Raw genomic sequence first — 16,185 nt, 5'->3', positions numbered from 1 at the left:
TAGATTTTCATCATCCATTTACATGACAGACCGTGCTTTCAACAAATTTTATAAACTCTTCTTCCTCCTCAATAAATGGAAAATGATTACTGTATTCAAATGTCGACATTATCGCATTTGGCATAATTCTTTCACGTTCTTGTTAATTTGAGACAACCTTTTCATCAGCGTTTTTGTCATGAATGCAAAGTATGTTGTAGTAAAAATCAAAAAAACTATAAAATATAAAAATGAATATTTTTCCTCTAAAACATTAACCTGACTATATATATTTCCAACCAAAATTTGAAACACTATTATACTTACAGTCGCTAATAAGATGCTACATATGAATGCGATAAAAAACTTAGCTCTAATGCCTTGTAATAATTTAATCTTCAATTTTATATCCGACTCCCCAAACATTTTGAATAAACTTCGGTTCTTTTGGATTCTCTTCAATTTTATTTCTTAATCTTGCGATATGAACCATTACTGTATTATTGCTTTCATAAGCCCTTTCTTTCCAAACGCTTTCATATATTTCTTCAATAGTAAAAACACGATTCTTCGCAGCCGCCATTAAGTACAAAATATCATATTCAGTTTTCGTAAGATTGATTATTTCTCCGTATAACATTACTGTTCTAGACACTTCATCTATTTCTAAACCTCTAATACTTATTTTCTTTTCTATTACTTGGACAGCATTTTGATTGAAATATGTATACCTTCTTAATTGAGCTTTCACTCTCGCTATAAATTCAATTGTACTAAACGGCTTCACAATATAATCATCTGCTCCCGTACTAAATCCTATTACCTTATCTACGTCCGATGATTTTGCGCTTAAAAACATAATTGGTAAACTATGTTTCTCTCTAATCCTTCTGCACAATTCTATCCCATCCATTTGTGGCATCATAATATCCAAAATAGCAAGTTGAATACTGTTATTATTTATGATTTTTAAAGCCTCTTCTCCGTTATGAGCACTTAAAACTTTAAAACCTTCTTGCATTAAATTCGCATTAACAAATCGAACAATATCTTGATCATCATCTACAATTAAAATTGAGTTTTTCACCATATACAAACCTCTTTTTGAAATATATTCCACAATCAATTTTATCACAAATTAAAACCGTACTTCCCTCTTGAATAATCTTTATTTTCAGACTAGATTATATAATAACAACACATTCTAGTTTCAAAAGAAATGGAGTGAAAGCATGTTTCCTATATTGAAAACCGACCGACTCATTTTAAGAGAACTTACTGAAGAAGATGCACCGAGTATACTACAATGCTTCTCTAATACTGACGTACTGCGCTATTATGGCCAAAAACCATTACAAGATATTGATCAAGTGAAACAAGTCATTCATAACTTTAAACTGAGTTACAATGCAAGAAGCGGTATAAAATGGGGAATTGAATTAAAGGACAAAAAAGAACTCATTGGTACCATCGGTTTTCACGATTGGTCTTCTGAGCATAAACGGGCCAATTTAAGTTATGCCTTTTTACCTGAACACTGGGGAAAAGGATATGCAACTGAAGCTGTTTCTGAAGTTATATCATACGGTTTCCATACCATTCATTTAAAGCGTATTGGGGCAATTGTATTTCTTGAAAATGAAGCTTCTAATAAAGTGCTATTAAAATTAGGATTTGAAAAAGAAGGCGTTCTAAAAAATTATATGTATCAAGATGACATTCCTTATGATACGAATTTTTATTCTTTATTAAAATCGGTTTAATAGAATACATGTGTAAAAAACTTGTTTCAATACAGCAGATATAGGTAGTGAATTTTTAATGAAGGATGCGAAGTACTCTCCATTATAAAACATTAAAGAAGGGCTATGAGTATGCTTTTACTCATGTCCCTTTTTTTATGTTCTTTTTCTGTTTTCGCAATGCTTTTGGTACGTATACGCAGAAAGGCTCACTTTCCATATAATCCCCCGTCATTGCATATGCTCTAGAACGAGATCCCCCACAAACATATCGAAACTCACAAACACCACACTTTCCCTTATACTTGTCAGGATTACGAAGATTTTGAAAAACAGGGGAGTTTCGATAGATTTCAGCTAGCGAATTTGTTCTAATATTCCCGGTTTTAATCGGCAATAACCCACTTGGATATGTTTCTCGGTATAAAGTTAAGAATTTAGGAATTTTTCATTACTCTAAAAATACGCTCTTTAACTGCAGACTATTAAATTAAGTTTCTTAAAATTATATTTTTAAAGTTTTCCAACATCATTACCTCTTTTCTAAAACCATAAAGAATGTACTATCCGGTAGCGCAACAGCATTCCCAGACTCATCTTTAAACTCGATTTTCTCGCTAAGATGTTGTGTATATCCATCCTGTAAATAGTTCATAGCTTGAACGATGTTTACTTTATCTCCAAAGATACCCTTTACGAAGTCCTTATATTCGTTTGGCGTAAATATTCCAAACTGCTCTTGCACCTCGTGAACGAAGGAATCCTCGCCCCATGTATACGTATATAAGAACTCCATTGCATCGTTAACAGACATTTTGACTGTATTGTCTGCAAGTACCTCATACTGGATTATACGCCCCTTAAATTCATGGGCATACTGCTCTAAGAACTTCATTCCGCCTGCATCTTTAAAATGAATCACACGCATTAACGTTTTATCTTCGGTCATGATACCATCACGAATGATAATACGACCTCCAGGTTTTAACACCTCATAGGCACTCTGCAGCCCCTTTTTAATTACTTCATGATTGAATTTCTTACCTTCATACTCGATATAAGAGAACAGCTCATGAAGGATAGAAGAATATACAATCGTATCAACCGATTCTTTTTCAAACGAGCTGCTTAAGTTGATTGCATCCCCTTTAATGACGTACCAAGAACGCCCCTCGTTCTGCTTCTTCTTTTTCAACGTATCAATTACGTTTTCAGAAATATCGATACCGTAGATTCGTTTATCCTCGGTCTCTTCTTCGATCATGTCTAACATGACACCGCCACCGGCTCCGACATCTACAATCGTATCTCCCTTTATATAATCAAGAATAATTCGTTTATCATCAGCTGAGCTATTCATATGCTCTAGATACACTTCTTCGTTATGGAATCTATCATATGCATCCTTTCGTAACCCGAAGAAATCAAACAGCAGCACATTTGCCCGAGCATGCATCATATCTATCTTTTCTGCCTCTACACAGAAGGTAATTAACGCCTCACCTACAGCAGAAAACTGAAACGACACATACGCAGTTTTCATATCTTCATCGACTTTAACCTTAAAAGAAACATGCGTTGTATTCGGCTTCTCATTCTCACGGTACTCCCGTAGATACTTCTCAATAACCCGCTTACGATATACGTTGTCCTTTTTCTCGCCTTTGAAATCATAGTGCAACTGCTGCATCAATTTCTCGAAATGTATATGCTGAACCTTTCTAGTGCCTATCTCATTCTTTAACATAACAAACACTGTCCAAATATCCTCGAAGCTAAGAGCATGCATAGACGGTTCTACATACCACAAATCCTTATCGGATAAGAATGTTTGAACGTCACTCTTCTCGCTTCCCATAATTATATCTTTTTCAAATACCGACTCCTTATGTTTTGGCGTGAGTCTATGTATACGAGAAGTAAATGGCTCCATATAACCATCAAACAGGCCATCAATTGTAATCTTCACATCGTTCTTCACTTCACTCCACAAAGCTTTTGATACACCTTCAATAATACATTGGTTAAGATAGTATAGAATCTCCTTTAACCTAACGTCTCCGTATTCTTCTTTATATGTGTTAATTAAATCAACATGAGAGTCCAAACGAGCCTCCCCGCGTATATACTGCCCGATTAATCCATGTGTTCTAATTAAATCTCGAATAAACAAATACTCAGTAGAGTTTAAGTTTGTCTCTACACGTTCAATAAACTGAATATCACTAAAGATATCAGCAGAACCCTCGTTATGTACGAATAGATTAATCCCTTTTTTCTTCCATTGCTCCCGCTGTTTTAAAGATCCTACCTTTGCAAGTTCACTATACGTTAGTACCTTTTCAATAATACGATACGCTTCTTCATCTAAAGGCAGTCCATCTAACACTTGTAGCGTACGGTGTACATAGTACAACACCGCATCTGTTTTTAATGTTCCAAGTACTTGTACATTCTCATAGTTTTGATGTATCTCCTCTGCCTCAATTAAATACTTTAACCACGTAGGGAGAGTATCGGAAAACCCTTCAATGTATTTATTTAGAATCTCAACGTTTTTCAACTTATTTACCCCCATTTATAATCAATATCTGTAGTAAAGTCTGGGCACCTTCTCTAAAAAGACCCTCACCTTATGCCTCCCTTTACCATCTAGAACTCTTTCAAATACAAACGTATCAAACCCAGTCTTTTTCTCTTGTAAAAAAGAGTTATCAAGTTTGTAACACTTTCTTTTGTCCATCTCTTATTTTAACTTCATCAAGAATTTCGGTGGAATAAACAGTAAGACTCAGCGGATCACTTCTTACATTGATAAACATATGTTGTGATAGAATCAACCGAAAATGGAAACGGCAAGCGGGTGCACTCCACTTGCCGTTTTTTCATAGCTTAGTATGTACTTGAATTTCTTTCGCTTTCTCTTTTTCACCCTTCACGCGTACAATTAAATCATATGATCCGGATTTTGGCGCTTCAAAAGAAAGCAAACCTTCTTTTTGAGAAGTAACTTCTTCTTCATAAATAACCTTATCATCTTTTGTAACTTGCAATAAAATCGTACCTTCCTCAACGGCTGCTTCATAAGGAATTTCCACATTTCCTTTTTCAGCTTTAACCGTTTGCACATCGTAATACCCTTGCAACGAACCAATTTTTAAAGTCGTTTCGCCATTTTTTTGAACCTTTGTGACTTGTGTTGCTGTATTGCATGCACTTAACAATACAACAAGAGTGAGAATCATAAATAAACGTAATGATTTCATAGAAATTCCCCTTTTTTATGTATATGTGAATTAAGATTCATTCTTTAACTATTTCAAAAACACCAACACCTAAAAAGAATCACTGCTTTTCTTCAATTTCTTTTTTAAATAATTTTTGAAACTCTAATCATTAAAAATCCTACTCTTTCTTACTTTAATTGTTTCTAAAATGTAGAAAAGAACCCCTAAACCAAATATCTTTTCAGCATTAGAAATATTATTACCTAATTTAATAATAGGTACATTTAATCCGAATCTTTCGCTCCATTCCAAAGGCATATATCCTCTTTTACAGTTTATTAATATCCGGTTATCCATTGTACGAAAAGAAGTTTCGAAAAAATCAAATTCAACTTCTACTTCAGAAAGTCTTATCTCTTTTTCATTCATTAAAGAACCACGTACCATTCCAAATCCTTGTATCATATTTTCTTTAAACATACCTACACAATTATAATTTGAGTCATAAATAGCCCAATCATAGTTTTCAACTTTACTATGAAAATATGCAAGAATTTCCCCATCCTTTGCTTCCAATCCAATAACTTGCTTGTTTTTTAAAAAAGGTAATTTTGAAGAAATTATATCAGTTGAAACCATAGTTGTTCCTACTATATAGGCCCCATCGGGAGTATATAAACCGTAATGTTTATTATTTTGAGGTAATTCTAGTAAAACATAAGTATCAATATCCCAAAACTTCAAATCATTTTTAGCTATATTCTCTTCTAATAAGTTCCCTTTTCTTAATTGCCAAAATCCAATTCCCCCAAAAACAAACGAAGCTATAACCATAAATATTATTTCTCCCCAATTAACATCACCCCAACTATTATACAGACAATATAATCCAAAGAGAAAAATCACTGTCCCAATTAAACACTTAAACCGTCCCCTTTTTTTATAATACTCAAATAATTCCACACACACACCTCTATCAATTCATCTTAATACCCCAAATTACCTTTTAAGTATACCAAGGACAAAATATATAATCTAATATTTTTTTTATATAATTAAAAACAAACATAGTTACAGAAAGAAAATGCTTGTATACTGATTTGTACTACATTCCCTTATTCCTTGTATGCTATATTTCTATTCTTCTTTTTACTTAAACAAACTGCTCAATAGTATTTGTTGCAACTTCTTATGAATGTGTAACTACAATTTTGCACTTCCCTTCTTTATATGCTAGGAACACTACCAAAGGATTTCCCTGCTCCTCTGTAAAAAACCTTACTTTTAAAAAGTAAGGTTTTTTGTATTTATTCATTAGCGATATAAGCATTCTTATAAGTATAAACACCACCAAATTGATGCTTTTCAATTCCCTTTACGTAATCCTTTTGTACATATGCTGAACCAATATGATACAGCGGCGCTACAGCTGCATCTTCTAATAATACCTGCTCAGCTTCTAGCAATGCTCCCCATCGTTTCTCTGGTTCTAGTACGAGATCAGTTTTTGCTTTCTTTATTAATTCATCGTAACGAGAATTAGAATAATTCATTTTGTTATTCGGATTACTCGTCGTAAAGAGTTCTAAATAACTAATTGGGTCTTTATAGTCAGGTCCCCAATTTGCCATAGTTATATCGTAATCTCCTATTTGTTCTAACTGTAATTTTTGCTTAAATGGCTGTTGTTTAATTTGTATCGTTAGTCCTTGCAAATGCTTTTCTAAATCACCTTTTATATATTCTGCCATACGTTTTGCATTATCTTGTTCAAACGTTAATAACTCGAGGTTTACTTGTTCTACCCCAAGCTCTTTTTTCGCTTCTTCCCAAATCTTTTTCGCATTTTGCAAATCATATGAAGAAAGATTTCCGTTTTCTCTTCTAAAATCTTTACCAGTCTCTTCATTTATATGACCAGCTGGTACAAGTCCACTTGCAGGTTTTGCTCCGTTATTAATAAAATGAGTAACGAAATCCTCTTTATTTAACGCGAATGAAATAGCCTGACGCACTTTCTTATTTGCTAACGCACTATTTTTTTCATTAAAACGTAGCATAGCAATTGCAGGTTCGCTCGACATATGTAACTCCTTATGCCCTTTATACTTGTCTACAAATTGAGAATTAATAGGCACCCGGTCCAAATTACCAGCTTCGTATAAATTAACAGCGGTCATTGTATCCTTTACAATTTGAAAGTTTATCTCGTCTAATTTCACTTTCTTTTCATCCCAATATGTAGCATTTTTCTTTAATTGAAACTCTTGTTCATGCTTCCATTTCTCTAATACAAATGGCCCATTATATATGAGATTACTAGGTTCTAATGCATAATTCTTTCCTTGTTCTTTCAAAAATGATTCATGCTGTGGTAAGTAAATAGGTAGTGCTAACAGCTGTAAAAAATACGGGATTGGCTGTTCGAGTTCCACTTCTAACTTATAATCATTTATAACTTTAACCCCAAATTCATCAAGAGGCATTGTTCCCTTATTTACCTCTTTTGCATTTTTCACGTAAAAGAGCATGTACGCATATTGAGACGCTGTTTCAGGATTAATTGCACGTTTCCATGCAAACAGAAAATCATTTGCTGTCACACTGTCTCCATTTGACCATTTTGCATCTTTACGCAAATCAAATGTATATTTTTTACCATCTTCACTTCTTTTAAACGATTTTGCTACCGCTGGAATAGGCTGATCTTGATCATCTAATACATACAACCCTTCAAATATGTTCTGCATAACGTGCGCTGACGTACCATCCATCGTTTTCGCTGTATCAAGAGAAGGAATTTCTTCTGATACTGTTACATTTAATACTTGTTTTTTTGCCTCTTTATCACTTTTATTTTCCTTATTATTACAAGCTGTTAATAATAAAGATGTAACAAGTGCCATTACCATTAAATGGCTCTTCTTTCGCTTCATGAGTTGTTCTCCTTAAATATAAAATATTATAAAGCGTTATATATTATAGCAGAAATATGAACAGAAAGATGCGACATTCTTTTGAATATTTATTCGTTCAAGAAAAAAAGCTATCCTTTTAAAAAAAGGATAGCTTTTTCAATTATCTATCTTTGCAAACCTCGTTTATAACGACTCGCTTCAAATATAATACGCTCTTCATCTAACGTTTTACATTCGCCATTCCAAACGACACGTTTTCCGTTAATGATTACATCGCTTATATCTTTTCCACTAGCAGCATATACAAGATGCGATAATACTTCATCTGCTGGTTGTAAATGAGGCTTATTAGACGGATCAATTGTAATGAAATCAGCGCACTTTCCAACCTCAAGTGATCCTGTTTGTTTCATGCCGATTACTTCAGCCGCTCCTTTAGTTGCAAGTGTAAGAGCTGTTTCAACCGGTAACGCTGTTGCATCTTGGTGAATACCTTTTTGTAGTAAAGTCGCTATGCGCATTTCTTCAAACATATCTAAATTATTGTTAGATGCAACACTATCTGTTGCAATTCCTACTTTCATTCCTGCTTCTAACATCGCTTTTACATTCGCTATACCAGACCCTAGTTTTAAATTACTATTCGGATTATGAGCTACTCGAACGTCATGTTCCGCTAAAAATGCACGCTCATTGTCATTTAATACTACACCGTGTGCAATCACTGTTGGTCGTTTAAACAATCCGCAACTTGCCGCATATTCTACTGGACGTTTTCCGTACTGCGCTTCAATATCACGTACTTCACGCTCTGTTTCGGAAAGGTGAATATGAACCATCGTTTGATTTTCTACTGCAATACGTGCACACTCTTCTAACAGTTCTGTACTGCATGTATATGGACTATGCGGTGCAACCATCGTAGTTAACATACCACTTTCGTTATAGTAACGCTTCACATATTTCTCAGCTTCTTCAATTGCTTTCTTTTCATCCTCTTTCGTTCCGAAGCTAAATAAAGTTCTTGAAACAGCAGCTCGCATCCCGCTCCTTGATACCGTTTCCATAATTGCATCTTGATCTACTCCAATTGGATTAAACATATCAGAGAAAGATGTTGTACCACTTTTCACCATTTCAAGTAATCCTAATTCCGTACTAGCAACCGCAAGTTCTGGAGTAAATTGACTTTCAAGTGGCCAAATTCTTGTCTCAAGCCACGGCTGTAATAACATATCATCACCAATACCTCTTAAGAGACTCATTACAACGTGTGTATGTGTATTGACAAGCCCTGGTAAAACCCATTTTCCTTTCATGTCAATTACTTCATCTACTTCAAAATCATTAGCGAATTCTCCGCTCTTCACATCTATAATTTGATCATTTTCTACAATGATATATCCATTTTCTATCACTTCATTTTGTTCATTCATCGTTACGATTGTAGCGTTTACATAAGTTGTTTTCAAAAGTATTTCCCCTTTCAACTCTATGAAGTTCCCTTTAATAAGTTACCACCATTATAGTAACTTATTAAAGATTAAGAGTCAAAAGATAATTTCAATTCTTTCGTTATCTTTTTCTTCAACATGCAATATTGTTTTTCATTTGTATCTGCAAATGCTTCTTCTCGATTTGATTCTATATCCATATAATTCAGTTTTTCATTAAATTGAGCCTCTGTAAAATCAAACCTCTGTCCATCTATAAAGTTATAAAAGTGCCACGCCTCTCTTACTTTTGTCTTTTTAATCTCTCCTCCGTATATGTCTTGAACGACCAAAGCCGTTACACCACACTGTCCCTTTGCTGGATTCTCAGTCGTCCACTTTGAACTTGTTTCAATCGACCACGATCTTATTAATGCTTCATATATTCTTTTTTCCTTTACATCATCCACTCTAATCTTCCCCTACTATTAATAGTTTTACACATCATATTTCAAAAGAGGCAGTAAACGATCCTTAAAGACCGTTGATGGTGTCTCTCCAATTAACTGTGCGCCCATTTTCAAGTAATATCCTTTTGCATTCGGATCACTATCAATCGTAAAACTTTTTAAGCCTAGTTCATTTGCTTTTTCTATTACATACTTCCAAATTATTTTCCCGTAGCCTTTCCCTTTGTAACGAGGATGAATGTACAGGAAATCAAGAGCTTTATCATTACGTAAAAATGAGAAAAATCCAATCTTCGTATTATCGTTTTCAAAAACATATACAAAATTATTATTTATATACTCTTCTGTAATAGTTAAATCTTCCTTACAGGCAATTATGAATTCTTCACTATAATCCCACGTCGCTTTTGATTGTAGTGCGAGTTCACTTAATTCATTTGCTTCACTTAATAACGCTTCTCTTATCTTCATGATTCTTTCTCCTCACCTTCGATATGTAAACTATTAAAATGATTCGAAAAGTAATTAAAAAACCCTCTTATTTTCATAAATCTTTATTATAATCAGTACGGCCTGTAACAATGTATTTAAAGAAAAAAACGCCATCTTTGAAAGTTGGCGTTTTCTTCTTCTAAAATTTTTTCAAACTCAATCTTTCGTTTTACTATTTCTAACGATACACACCTATACAGTTTCTACTACCGCTTCAAGCATTGTTCCATTTTTAGCATAATTCATATGCCAAGAAAAAGCTTTTTCTAAAACATGAGGAGTTTGTCCACCTCTCGTTTTAGCTTCTTCGTAATAAGCTCTTAGCTGATCACGATACATTGGATGTGCGCAATTCTCGATAATTAATTCCACTCTTTCTCTTGGGGCCAGTCCTCTTAGATCAACATACCCTTGTTCAGTGACGATAACATCTACATCGTGTTCCGTATGGTCCACATGTGAAACAAAAGGAACGATACTTGAAATGTTGCCACCTTTCGCAATCGATTTCGTAACAAAGATAGCTAGGCGAGCATTTCTCGCAAAATCACCAGAACCACCGATACCATTCATCATTTTTGTGCCTAAAACGTGAGTAGAGTTCACATTTCCGTATATATCTAATTCTAAAGCAGTATTAATCGAGATTAATCCGAGGCGACGAATGATTTCAGGATGATTAGAAATCTCTTGCGGGCGCATCATTAATTTGTCACGATATTTTTCAAAGTTGGAAAATACTTTTTGCATTTTCTCCTCAGAGAGTGTGATTGAACAGCATGAAGCAAAATTGACTTTTCCAGCATCCATAAGATCAAAGACCGCATCTTGTAAAACTTCAGAATACACTTCTAAATCTTCAAACTCCGAATCTAACATTCCATGAAGAACAGCATTAGCCACTGAGCCAATTCCTGATTGTAACGGTGCTAAACGATTTGTTAATCGGCCTACTTCGACTTCTTTTCGAAGGAACTCTATTAAATGCTGGGCCATAATAACAGTTTCTTCATCCGGAGGAACAATTGTCGATGGTGAGTCTAATTGGTTCGTAAACACAATCCCTTTCACCTTTTCAACATCGATTGGAATGCCAATCGTTCCAATTCGATCATCCGTTTTCACAATCGGAATTGGAAGTCTTTCTCCTTGTTTACCTGGTTCATATAAATCATGCAGTCCTTCTAACTGCGTGGATTGAGCCATATTCATTTCAATAATAATGGACTTAGCATTTAAAGAAAACGCTAAAGAATTTCCTATTGAAGTTGTTGGAATAATCATGCCATCTTCAGTAATCGCAACCGCTTCCAAAATAGCAAAATCTACATCCATAACGTCAGCGCGAAGTAACTCTGATGTATGAGATAAGTGCTGGTCCACAAATAAAAAATCTCCGTTATTAATTCCTTTTCGCATAGTCGCATCAGCTTGGAAAGGCAATCTTTTCCCTAAAATTCCTGCTTCCGCAAATAATTTATCTACATCAGAACCTAAAGAGGCACCAGTATAAACATTTACTTTAAAAGATGTATCATTCTTAACTCGGTTTACAAGCGCAAATGGGACTGCTTTTACATCACCTGCACGTGTAAACCCACTTAAGCCTAAAGTCATTCCACTTTCAATCCATGAAGCTGCTTCTTCAGGTGTAACTACGCGATCTTTCAGACGTTCATCCCTAATTCTATCCAAATTATTCTCCATATGTAATCCCTCTCCTTATGAATATTCATAATTATTTTACACTTTAACAGTATCTAAATAGGGATTTCAGTATACAATGGCAAAAATTCAGACAAAACAGCGAATCTAACCTCTAAAGCAGAATAATTTAAAATCCTAGAAGCTTACGAAAATAACTAGCGTATGACTGACTCACTGGTACCCTTTCACCATTATCCATAGAAAGTAAAAAAGTTGAATGCGTATCAGGATAAATCGCTTTAATATGATTCACATTTACAATAAAGGAACGGTGGCATCTAATAAATGAATCTTTCGGAAGTAAGTATTCGAATTCTTGTAACGAGTATTTATGTGTCCCTGTTAACTCTTCTGCATTTACATACGTCTTTTTATCTTTCGCCTCTAAATACATGACTTTTGAAAAAGTAACCGGAATCCAGCCGTCCGTTGTTTTTAAAGTAACGACTGATTTTCCGTCCGTTAAAGCTGGGTAAATAGCTGTCACGCAACCTTCAAGCTTTCCATTGTTTGAAAATGGCACTGCCATACCATGATAAGGAATACCAAAAACATCCCGATTCATAAACTCAGAGGTTTTTTGATTCGTCACCATTGCTTTATGAGCAATTGTTCCTTCCTTAATAGGATCCCCTACGCTAATCTTTAAATCAATTCGTTTACTTGGCCGATAGTATATATATTCTTTCGTATTCGATACAGCAATTGAAATTTCATCTGAAAATAATTCCCCAACAACATCTAATAGTAAACCTAATGTTTTATCTTCCATTCTATTAACACCTCATTCACTATTATACTACTATTATGAATGGACTCTGTTGCTTTATAAAAAGTTTGATTATTAATTTTATACATTTATCTCCTCATTTGCACAAGGCTTTCTATCTATTTAATTATATAGAAGATAACCTACCTTCAAATATGTAAAAATGATATGAACACTACATCAGTAAATACTTGCAACACCTACAAACAAAAAGTCCAAACTATAAACAGTCTGGACTTAGCTTTCATTCTCATTTATTATGTTCTTCTAACCACGAAATCACATCTTTAAATACTTCTTCTCTATTTACTTCATGGAACATTTCATGTCTTCCATTTTCATATAAACGCAGTGTTACATCTTTCACGCCACATTTTTTATAATTCTCGTATACTTCTTTTACGCCTTTCCCCATATCCCCAACAGGATCACGATTTCCTGAAAAAATATGTATTGGAAGGTTTTGCGGTGTTTTCTTGAACTCTTCTAGTTTATTTACTTCTAATACACCAGAAAATAATTCTCGATAAAAACTCGTCGTACAAATGAATCCACATAACGGATCCGCAATATATTTATCTACTTGATTATTATCTGAAGATAACCAATCAAATTTTGTACGATTTGGTTTAAAGTGTGAATTGAAGTTTCCGAAAGATAAAAAATTTAGCATCGGACTTTTCGTTTTTTCCCCGCGTAATTTCATCTCAATTGTCGCTACTTTATGCCCGATAACTCCTAAAAACCCTGGATTCCCACCAGTTCCTGAAATAAGGAATCCATCATATAATTCACCTTTCAGTTGTACAGCACGTCTTGATAAAAAAGAACCCATACTATGTCCAAGTAAAAATAACGGGCATGTCTGCTCTTTTCTTATCGTTTCAGATACAAAGATAACATCAGATACAGCCTCATTCCAACCTACATTGGGTTTAAAATGACCATAATCTTCTTCTCTCTTCACCGTTTTCCCATGACCTTTATGATCATGCGCATAAACACCATAGCCCGCTTCTAATAACGCATCAATAAAGTCTGTATAAACGCCTGCATGTTCTGTCATACCATGTGCAATTTGAATAATCCCTTTCGGTTCACCTTCTGGTAACCACTTACGTAAATAAATTTCTGATCCATCCTTTGCCGTAACGAAACTTGCCTGTACGTTCATTTCGTCAGCTCCCAACTCTATTATGTATCTCAAAAAATGAATATCCATTCATTATTCTTATTATGTATTATATGCAATTGCCTTCATTATGACAAATGCCGCACTCTTCCAATTAGCTCAATAACTATTATGTTGACGAACTTAAAATAAAATTATATAGTTACTTACATAAAGTAACTATTATATTTTTGGGAGGTTTCTATTATGATGCCATCATTATTTTTAGCACATGGATCACCGATGCTTGCTATTCAAGATACAGACTATACAAGGTTTTTAAAAACACTTGGAGAAACATATAAACCGAAAGCGATTGTTATTTTCACTGCTCACTGGGAAAGTGAAGCATTAACGATTTCTTCATCAGATAACGAATATGAAACAATTTATGATTTTGGAGGTTTTCCTCCTGAGTTATACGAAATCAAATATCGTGCGAAAGGTTCTTCTAACATTGCATCTATGTTAGAAACAAAATTTAAAAACAAAGGTATTCCAGTCCATCATAATATGACGAGAGGTTTAGATCATGGCTCATGGACTCTTCTGCACCGCATGTATCCAGAAGCAAATATTCCTGTCGTCCAAATTTCAGTCAATCCATTCCTTCCTGCAAAAGAGCAATTTAAGATTGGAGAAGCACTTAAAGGACTTGGACAAGAAGATATTTTAATAATCGGTAGCGGTGTTACCGTTCATAACTTACGAGCTTTGAAATGGAATCAAACGACACCCGAACAATGGGCAATTGAATTTGATGATTGGATTATTAAACATATGCAGACTACTGATAAAGATGCATTATTTAATTGGGAGAACAATGCCCCTCATGCACAATTAGCAGTACCAAGAGCAGAGCATTTTGTTCCTTTATTTATCGCTATGGGAAGTGGTGAAAATAGTGGTGAAGTCATTCACCGCAGTTACGAGCTTGGTACGTTAAGTTATCTTTGCCTCCAATTTTAAATAAAAAGGATGAAGCAATCATTGCTTCATCCTTTTCTTTTTCATTCACCTAGTTAACTAACTTCCAAATGTCGTTTCTCTGATACCTCTTCGTTCTTATTATGAAAATAAACCCAAATGCACGCAATAAATAATAGTGATGATGTAGAGAAGAAAACATATTGGAAGCCTGCATGTGCTGCAATTTGTCCACCAAGTACTGGTCCAATCATATTTCCTAAAAACTGAAACGATTGATTATACCCAAATATTCGTCCCGTTACATGGGTTGGTGTATGTTGTTTTAGTAGAGTTTGTACGGAAGGTAATAATCCTGCTTGTGCGATACCTAATAAAAATCGAAGAATTAATAGTTGCCAAGCTGAGGTTACAAATGCTTGCGGGATAAAAATAATTCCTGCAGCAAACAACGCTACAACTAACGTTTTTTGAGGACCAATTTGATCTGATAATCGTCCGAGTCTTGGTGCTGCCAAAATAACTGCTAACCCTGTCGCTGACATAACTGCACCCGCAATTGTTTCAATATGTGCAGTATGAGGACCTACTAAATTTTTTACGTATAATGTAACAATTGGTTGAACAGACATATTAGCAAGTTGAATAATAAATGTTGTTACAAACAAACTAACAATTAAATGCTTCGCTGGAACCATCGTCCATACTTTTTTCGGTTGTACTTTTTTTGCTTGAGCGGAGTGATTCTCTTCATGTAGGAAGAAAAAAACGATGAGAAAAGAAAGGAATAAAAAAGCTCCTGTAACAAGAAAAACATGGCGCATTCCAATTAACTCAGACAAATATCCACCAAGTAATGGACCAAGTAATGAGCCGCTCACGCCCCCGGTTGAAATTGTAGAAATTGCCCAACCTGAATGTTCTTTCGGAGTTTCTGCTGCAATAAATGTCATCGCTGTTGAAAGGAAACCAGATACTGCTCCCATCAAAAATCTTAGTGCGACTAGTTGATATACATCCGTTACAAACCCCATAAGCGTCATAATAATCGCCATACCAAGGCTAGCACGAATTAGCATCAATTTCCGTCCATGTATATCACCAAGCTTTCCCCATATTGGTGATACGATCGCACCCATTAAAAATGTTACACCAAATGCAAGTCCTGACCACTGTGCAATACTAGAAGTGCCAGTCACCCCTAATTCCTCAATATAAAAAGATAAAAAAGGAATTACTAAACTCATACCGGCTGCAGTGGTAAAACAACCTAGCCAACAAATCATTAAATTTCGTTTCCAGCTGGCCATTTTCACACCTTCTTTCTTTAGATACCCATTCTACACCCTT

At 34.7% G+C, this 16,185-nt stretch carries 14 protein-coding genes and 3 pseudogenes; 2 read left to right on the top strand and 15 right to left on the bottom strand.

Annotated elements, in window-relative coordinates:
- Window positions 1-10 precede the first annotated feature (10 nt).
- From ACTFSI_RS09395 to ACTFSI_RS09385, 3 genes and pseudogenes are all read right to left on the bottom strand, one after another.
- Window positions 11-139 (bottom strand): annotated as a pseudogene (locus ACTFSI_RS09395) (alpha/beta fold hydrolase); the annotation flags it as partial.
- Window positions 124-381: pseudogene (locus ACTFSI_RS09390) on the bottom strand (sensor histidine kinase); the annotation flags it as partial. The pseudogenes ACTFSI_RS09395 and ACTFSI_RS09390, both read right to left, overlap by 16 nt.
- On the bottom strand, window positions 371-1,069 hold the full coding sequence (locus ACTFSI_RS09385) for a response regulator transcription factor (RefSeq protein ID WP_000240426.1): 699 nt from the start codon (window positions 1,067-1,069) through the stop codon (window positions 371-373). The pseudogene ACTFSI_RS09390 and the gene ACTFSI_RS09385, both read right to left, overlap by 11 nt.
- A gap of 142 nt (window positions 1,070-1,211) precedes the next feature.
- Between ACTFSI_RS09385 and ACTFSI_RS09380 the strand changes: the two genes are divergently transcribed.
- Entirely contained in the window at window positions 1,212-1,742 is a 531-nt protein-coding gene (locus tag ACTFSI_RS09380; RefSeq protein ID WP_000483984.1) for a GNAT family N-acetyltransferase, read from the top strand.
- 121 nt (window positions 1,743-1,863) lie between these two features.
- Here ACTFSI_RS09380 and ACTFSI_RS09375 read toward each other — a convergent pair.
- From ACTFSI_RS09375 to ACTFSI_RS09325, 11 genes and pseudogenes are all read right to left on the bottom strand, one after another.
- Window positions 1,864-2,136 (bottom strand): annotated as a pseudogene (locus tag ACTFSI_RS09375) (SPASM domain-containing protein); the annotation flags it as partial.
- Window positions 2,137-2,253: 117 nt separating this feature from the next.
- Entirely contained in the window at window positions 2,254-4,299 is a 2,046-nt protein-coding gene (locus tag ACTFSI_RS09370; RefSeq protein ID WP_080776368.1) for a class I SAM-dependent methyltransferase, read from the bottom strand.
- Between the two features lie 307 nt (window positions 4,300-4,606).
- Entirely contained in the window at window positions 4,607-4,987 is a 381-nt protein-coding gene (locus ACTFSI_RS09365) for a BA_1872 family lipoprotein (RefSeq protein ID WP_044790445.1), read from the bottom strand.
- A gap of 123 nt (window positions 4,988-5,110) precedes the next feature.
- Window positions 5,111-5,911, bottom strand: coding sequence for an ABC transporter ATP-binding protein (locus ACTFSI_RS09360; RefSeq protein ID WP_440045358.1), 801 nt, complete (start codon window positions 5,909-5,911; stop codon window positions 5,111-5,113).
- A 344-nt stretch (window positions 5,912-6,255) separates the two neighbouring features.
- Window positions 6,256-7,884 carry a peptide ABC transporter substrate-binding protein gene (locus tag ACTFSI_RS09355; protein ID WP_440045357.1) on the bottom strand — a complete coding sequence of 543 codons (1,629 nt, stop codon included), beginning with the start codon at window positions 7,882-7,884 and terminating at the stop codon, window positions 6,256-6,258.
- A 146-nt stretch (window positions 7,885-8,030) separates the two neighbouring features.
- Entirely contained in the window at window positions 8,031-9,356 is a 1,326-nt protein-coding gene (locus ACTFSI_RS09350) for a bifunctional S-methyl-5'-thioadenosine deaminase/S-adenosylhomocysteine deaminase (RefSeq protein ID WP_142237735.1), read from the bottom strand.
- 53 nt (window positions 9,357-9,409) lie between these two features.
- A complete protein-coding gene (locus tag ACTFSI_RS09345) occupies window positions 9,410-9,769 on the bottom strand; it encodes a YunG family protein (protein WP_000342916.1) in 360 nt (119 codons plus the stop codon).
- Window positions 9,770-9,796: 27 nt separating this feature from the next.
- Window positions 9,797-10,240, bottom strand: coding sequence for a GNAT family N-acetyltransferase (locus ACTFSI_RS09340; RefSeq protein ID WP_000701903.1), 444 nt, complete (start codon window positions 10,238-10,240; stop codon window positions 9,797-9,799).
- A gap of 213 nt (window positions 10,241-10,453) precedes the next feature.
- Window positions 10,454-11,968 (bottom strand): acetyl-CoA hydrolase/transferase family protein, encoded by a 1,515-nt coding sequence (locus ACTFSI_RS09335; protein WP_000429781.1) that lies wholly within the window; start codon window positions 11,966-11,968, stop codon window positions 10,454-10,456.
- 127 nt (window positions 11,969-12,095) lie between these two features.
- Window positions 12,096-12,740, bottom strand: a complete 645-nt coding sequence (locus ACTFSI_RS09330; protein ID WP_440045356.1) for a LytTR family DNA-binding domain-containing protein — start codon at window positions 12,738-12,740, stop codon at window positions 12,096-12,098.
- Window positions 12,741-12,987: 247 nt separating this feature from the next.
- Window positions 12,988-13,911, bottom strand: a complete 924-nt coding sequence (locus tag ACTFSI_RS09325) for an alpha/beta hydrolase (protein WP_001102550.1) — start codon at window positions 13,909-13,911, stop codon at window positions 12,988-12,990.
- 204 nt (window positions 13,912-14,115) lie between these two features.
- Here ACTFSI_RS09325 and ACTFSI_RS09320 point away from each other — a divergent pair, with 204 nt between their 5' ends.
- On the top strand, window positions 14,116-14,877 hold the full coding sequence (locus ACTFSI_RS09320; protein ID WP_000982887.1) for a DODA-type extradiol aromatic ring-opening family dioxygenase: 762 nt from the start codon (window positions 14,116-14,118) through the stop codon (window positions 14,875-14,877).
- Between the two features lie 53 nt (window positions 14,878-14,930).
- Here the strand turns inward: ACTFSI_RS09320 and ACTFSI_RS09315 are convergent, their stop codons facing one another.
- Complete coding sequence (locus tag ACTFSI_RS09315; RefSeq protein WP_000179305.1) at window positions 14,931-16,145, bottom strand: multidrug efflux MFS transporter; 1,215 nt, start codon at window positions 16,143-16,145, stop codon at window positions 14,931-14,933.
- Window positions 16,146-16,185 lie beyond the last annotated feature (40 nt).

The sequence above is a fragment of the Bacillus cereus group sp. MYBK101-2 genome (genome assembly GCF_051918845.1).
Taxonomy (GTDB): domain Bacteria; phylum Bacillota; class Bacilli; order Bacillales; family Bacillaceae_G; genus Bacillus_A; species Bacillus_A paranthracis.
The sequence above is the reverse complement of the archived record's forward strand: the minus strand, read 5'-3'. Positions and strand labels throughout refer to the sequence as shown.

What these genes read in the sequence shown, in the direction of transcription:
- ACTFSI_RS09335 (WP_000429781.1), bottom strand. Translation starts at nt 11,968, where the DNA reads ATGGAGAATAATTTGGATAGAATTAGGGATGAACGTCTGAAAGATCGC.
- ACTFSI_RS09315 (WP_000179305.1), bottom strand. Translation starts at nt 16,145, where the DNA reads ATGGCCAGCTGGAAACGAAATTTAATGATTTGTTGGCTAGGTTGTTTT.
- ACTFSI_RS09325 (WP_001102550.1), bottom strand. Translation starts at nt 13,911, where the DNA reads ATGAACGTACAGGCAAGTTTCGTTACGGCAAAGGATGGATCAGAAATT.
- ACTFSI_RS09330 (WP_440045356.1), bottom strand. Translation starts at nt 12,740, where the DNA reads ATGGAAGATAAAACATTAGGTTTACTATTAGATGTTGTTGGGGAATTA.
- ACTFSI_RS09340 (WP_000701903.1), bottom strand. Translation starts at nt 10,240, where the DNA reads ATGAAGATAAGAGAAGCGTTATTAAGTGAAGCAAATGAATTAAGTGAA.
- ACTFSI_RS09380 (WP_000483984.1), top strand. Translation starts at nt 1,212, where the DNA reads ATGTTTCCTATATTGAAAACCGACCGACTCATTTTAAGAGAACTTACT.
- ACTFSI_RS09320 (WP_000982887.1), top strand. Translation starts at nt 14,116, where the DNA reads ATGATGCCATCATTATTTTTAGCACATGGATCACCGATGCTTGCTATT.
- ACTFSI_RS09365 (WP_044790445.1), bottom strand. Translation starts at nt 4,987, where the DNA reads ATGAAATCATTACGTTTATTTATGATTCTCACTCTTGTTGTATTGTTA.
- ACTFSI_RS09385 (WP_000240426.1), bottom strand. Translation starts at nt 1,069, where the DNA reads ATGGTGAAAAACTCAATTTTAATTGTAGATGATGATCAAGATATTGTT.
- ACTFSI_RS09355 (WP_440045357.1), bottom strand. Translation starts at nt 7,884, where the DNA reads ATGAAGCGAAAGAAGAGCCATTTAATGGTAATGGCACTTGTTACATCT.
- ACTFSI_RS09370 (WP_080776368.1), bottom strand. Translation starts at nt 4,299, where the DNA reads ATGGGGGTAAATAAGTTGAAAAACGTTGAGATTCTAAATAAATACATT.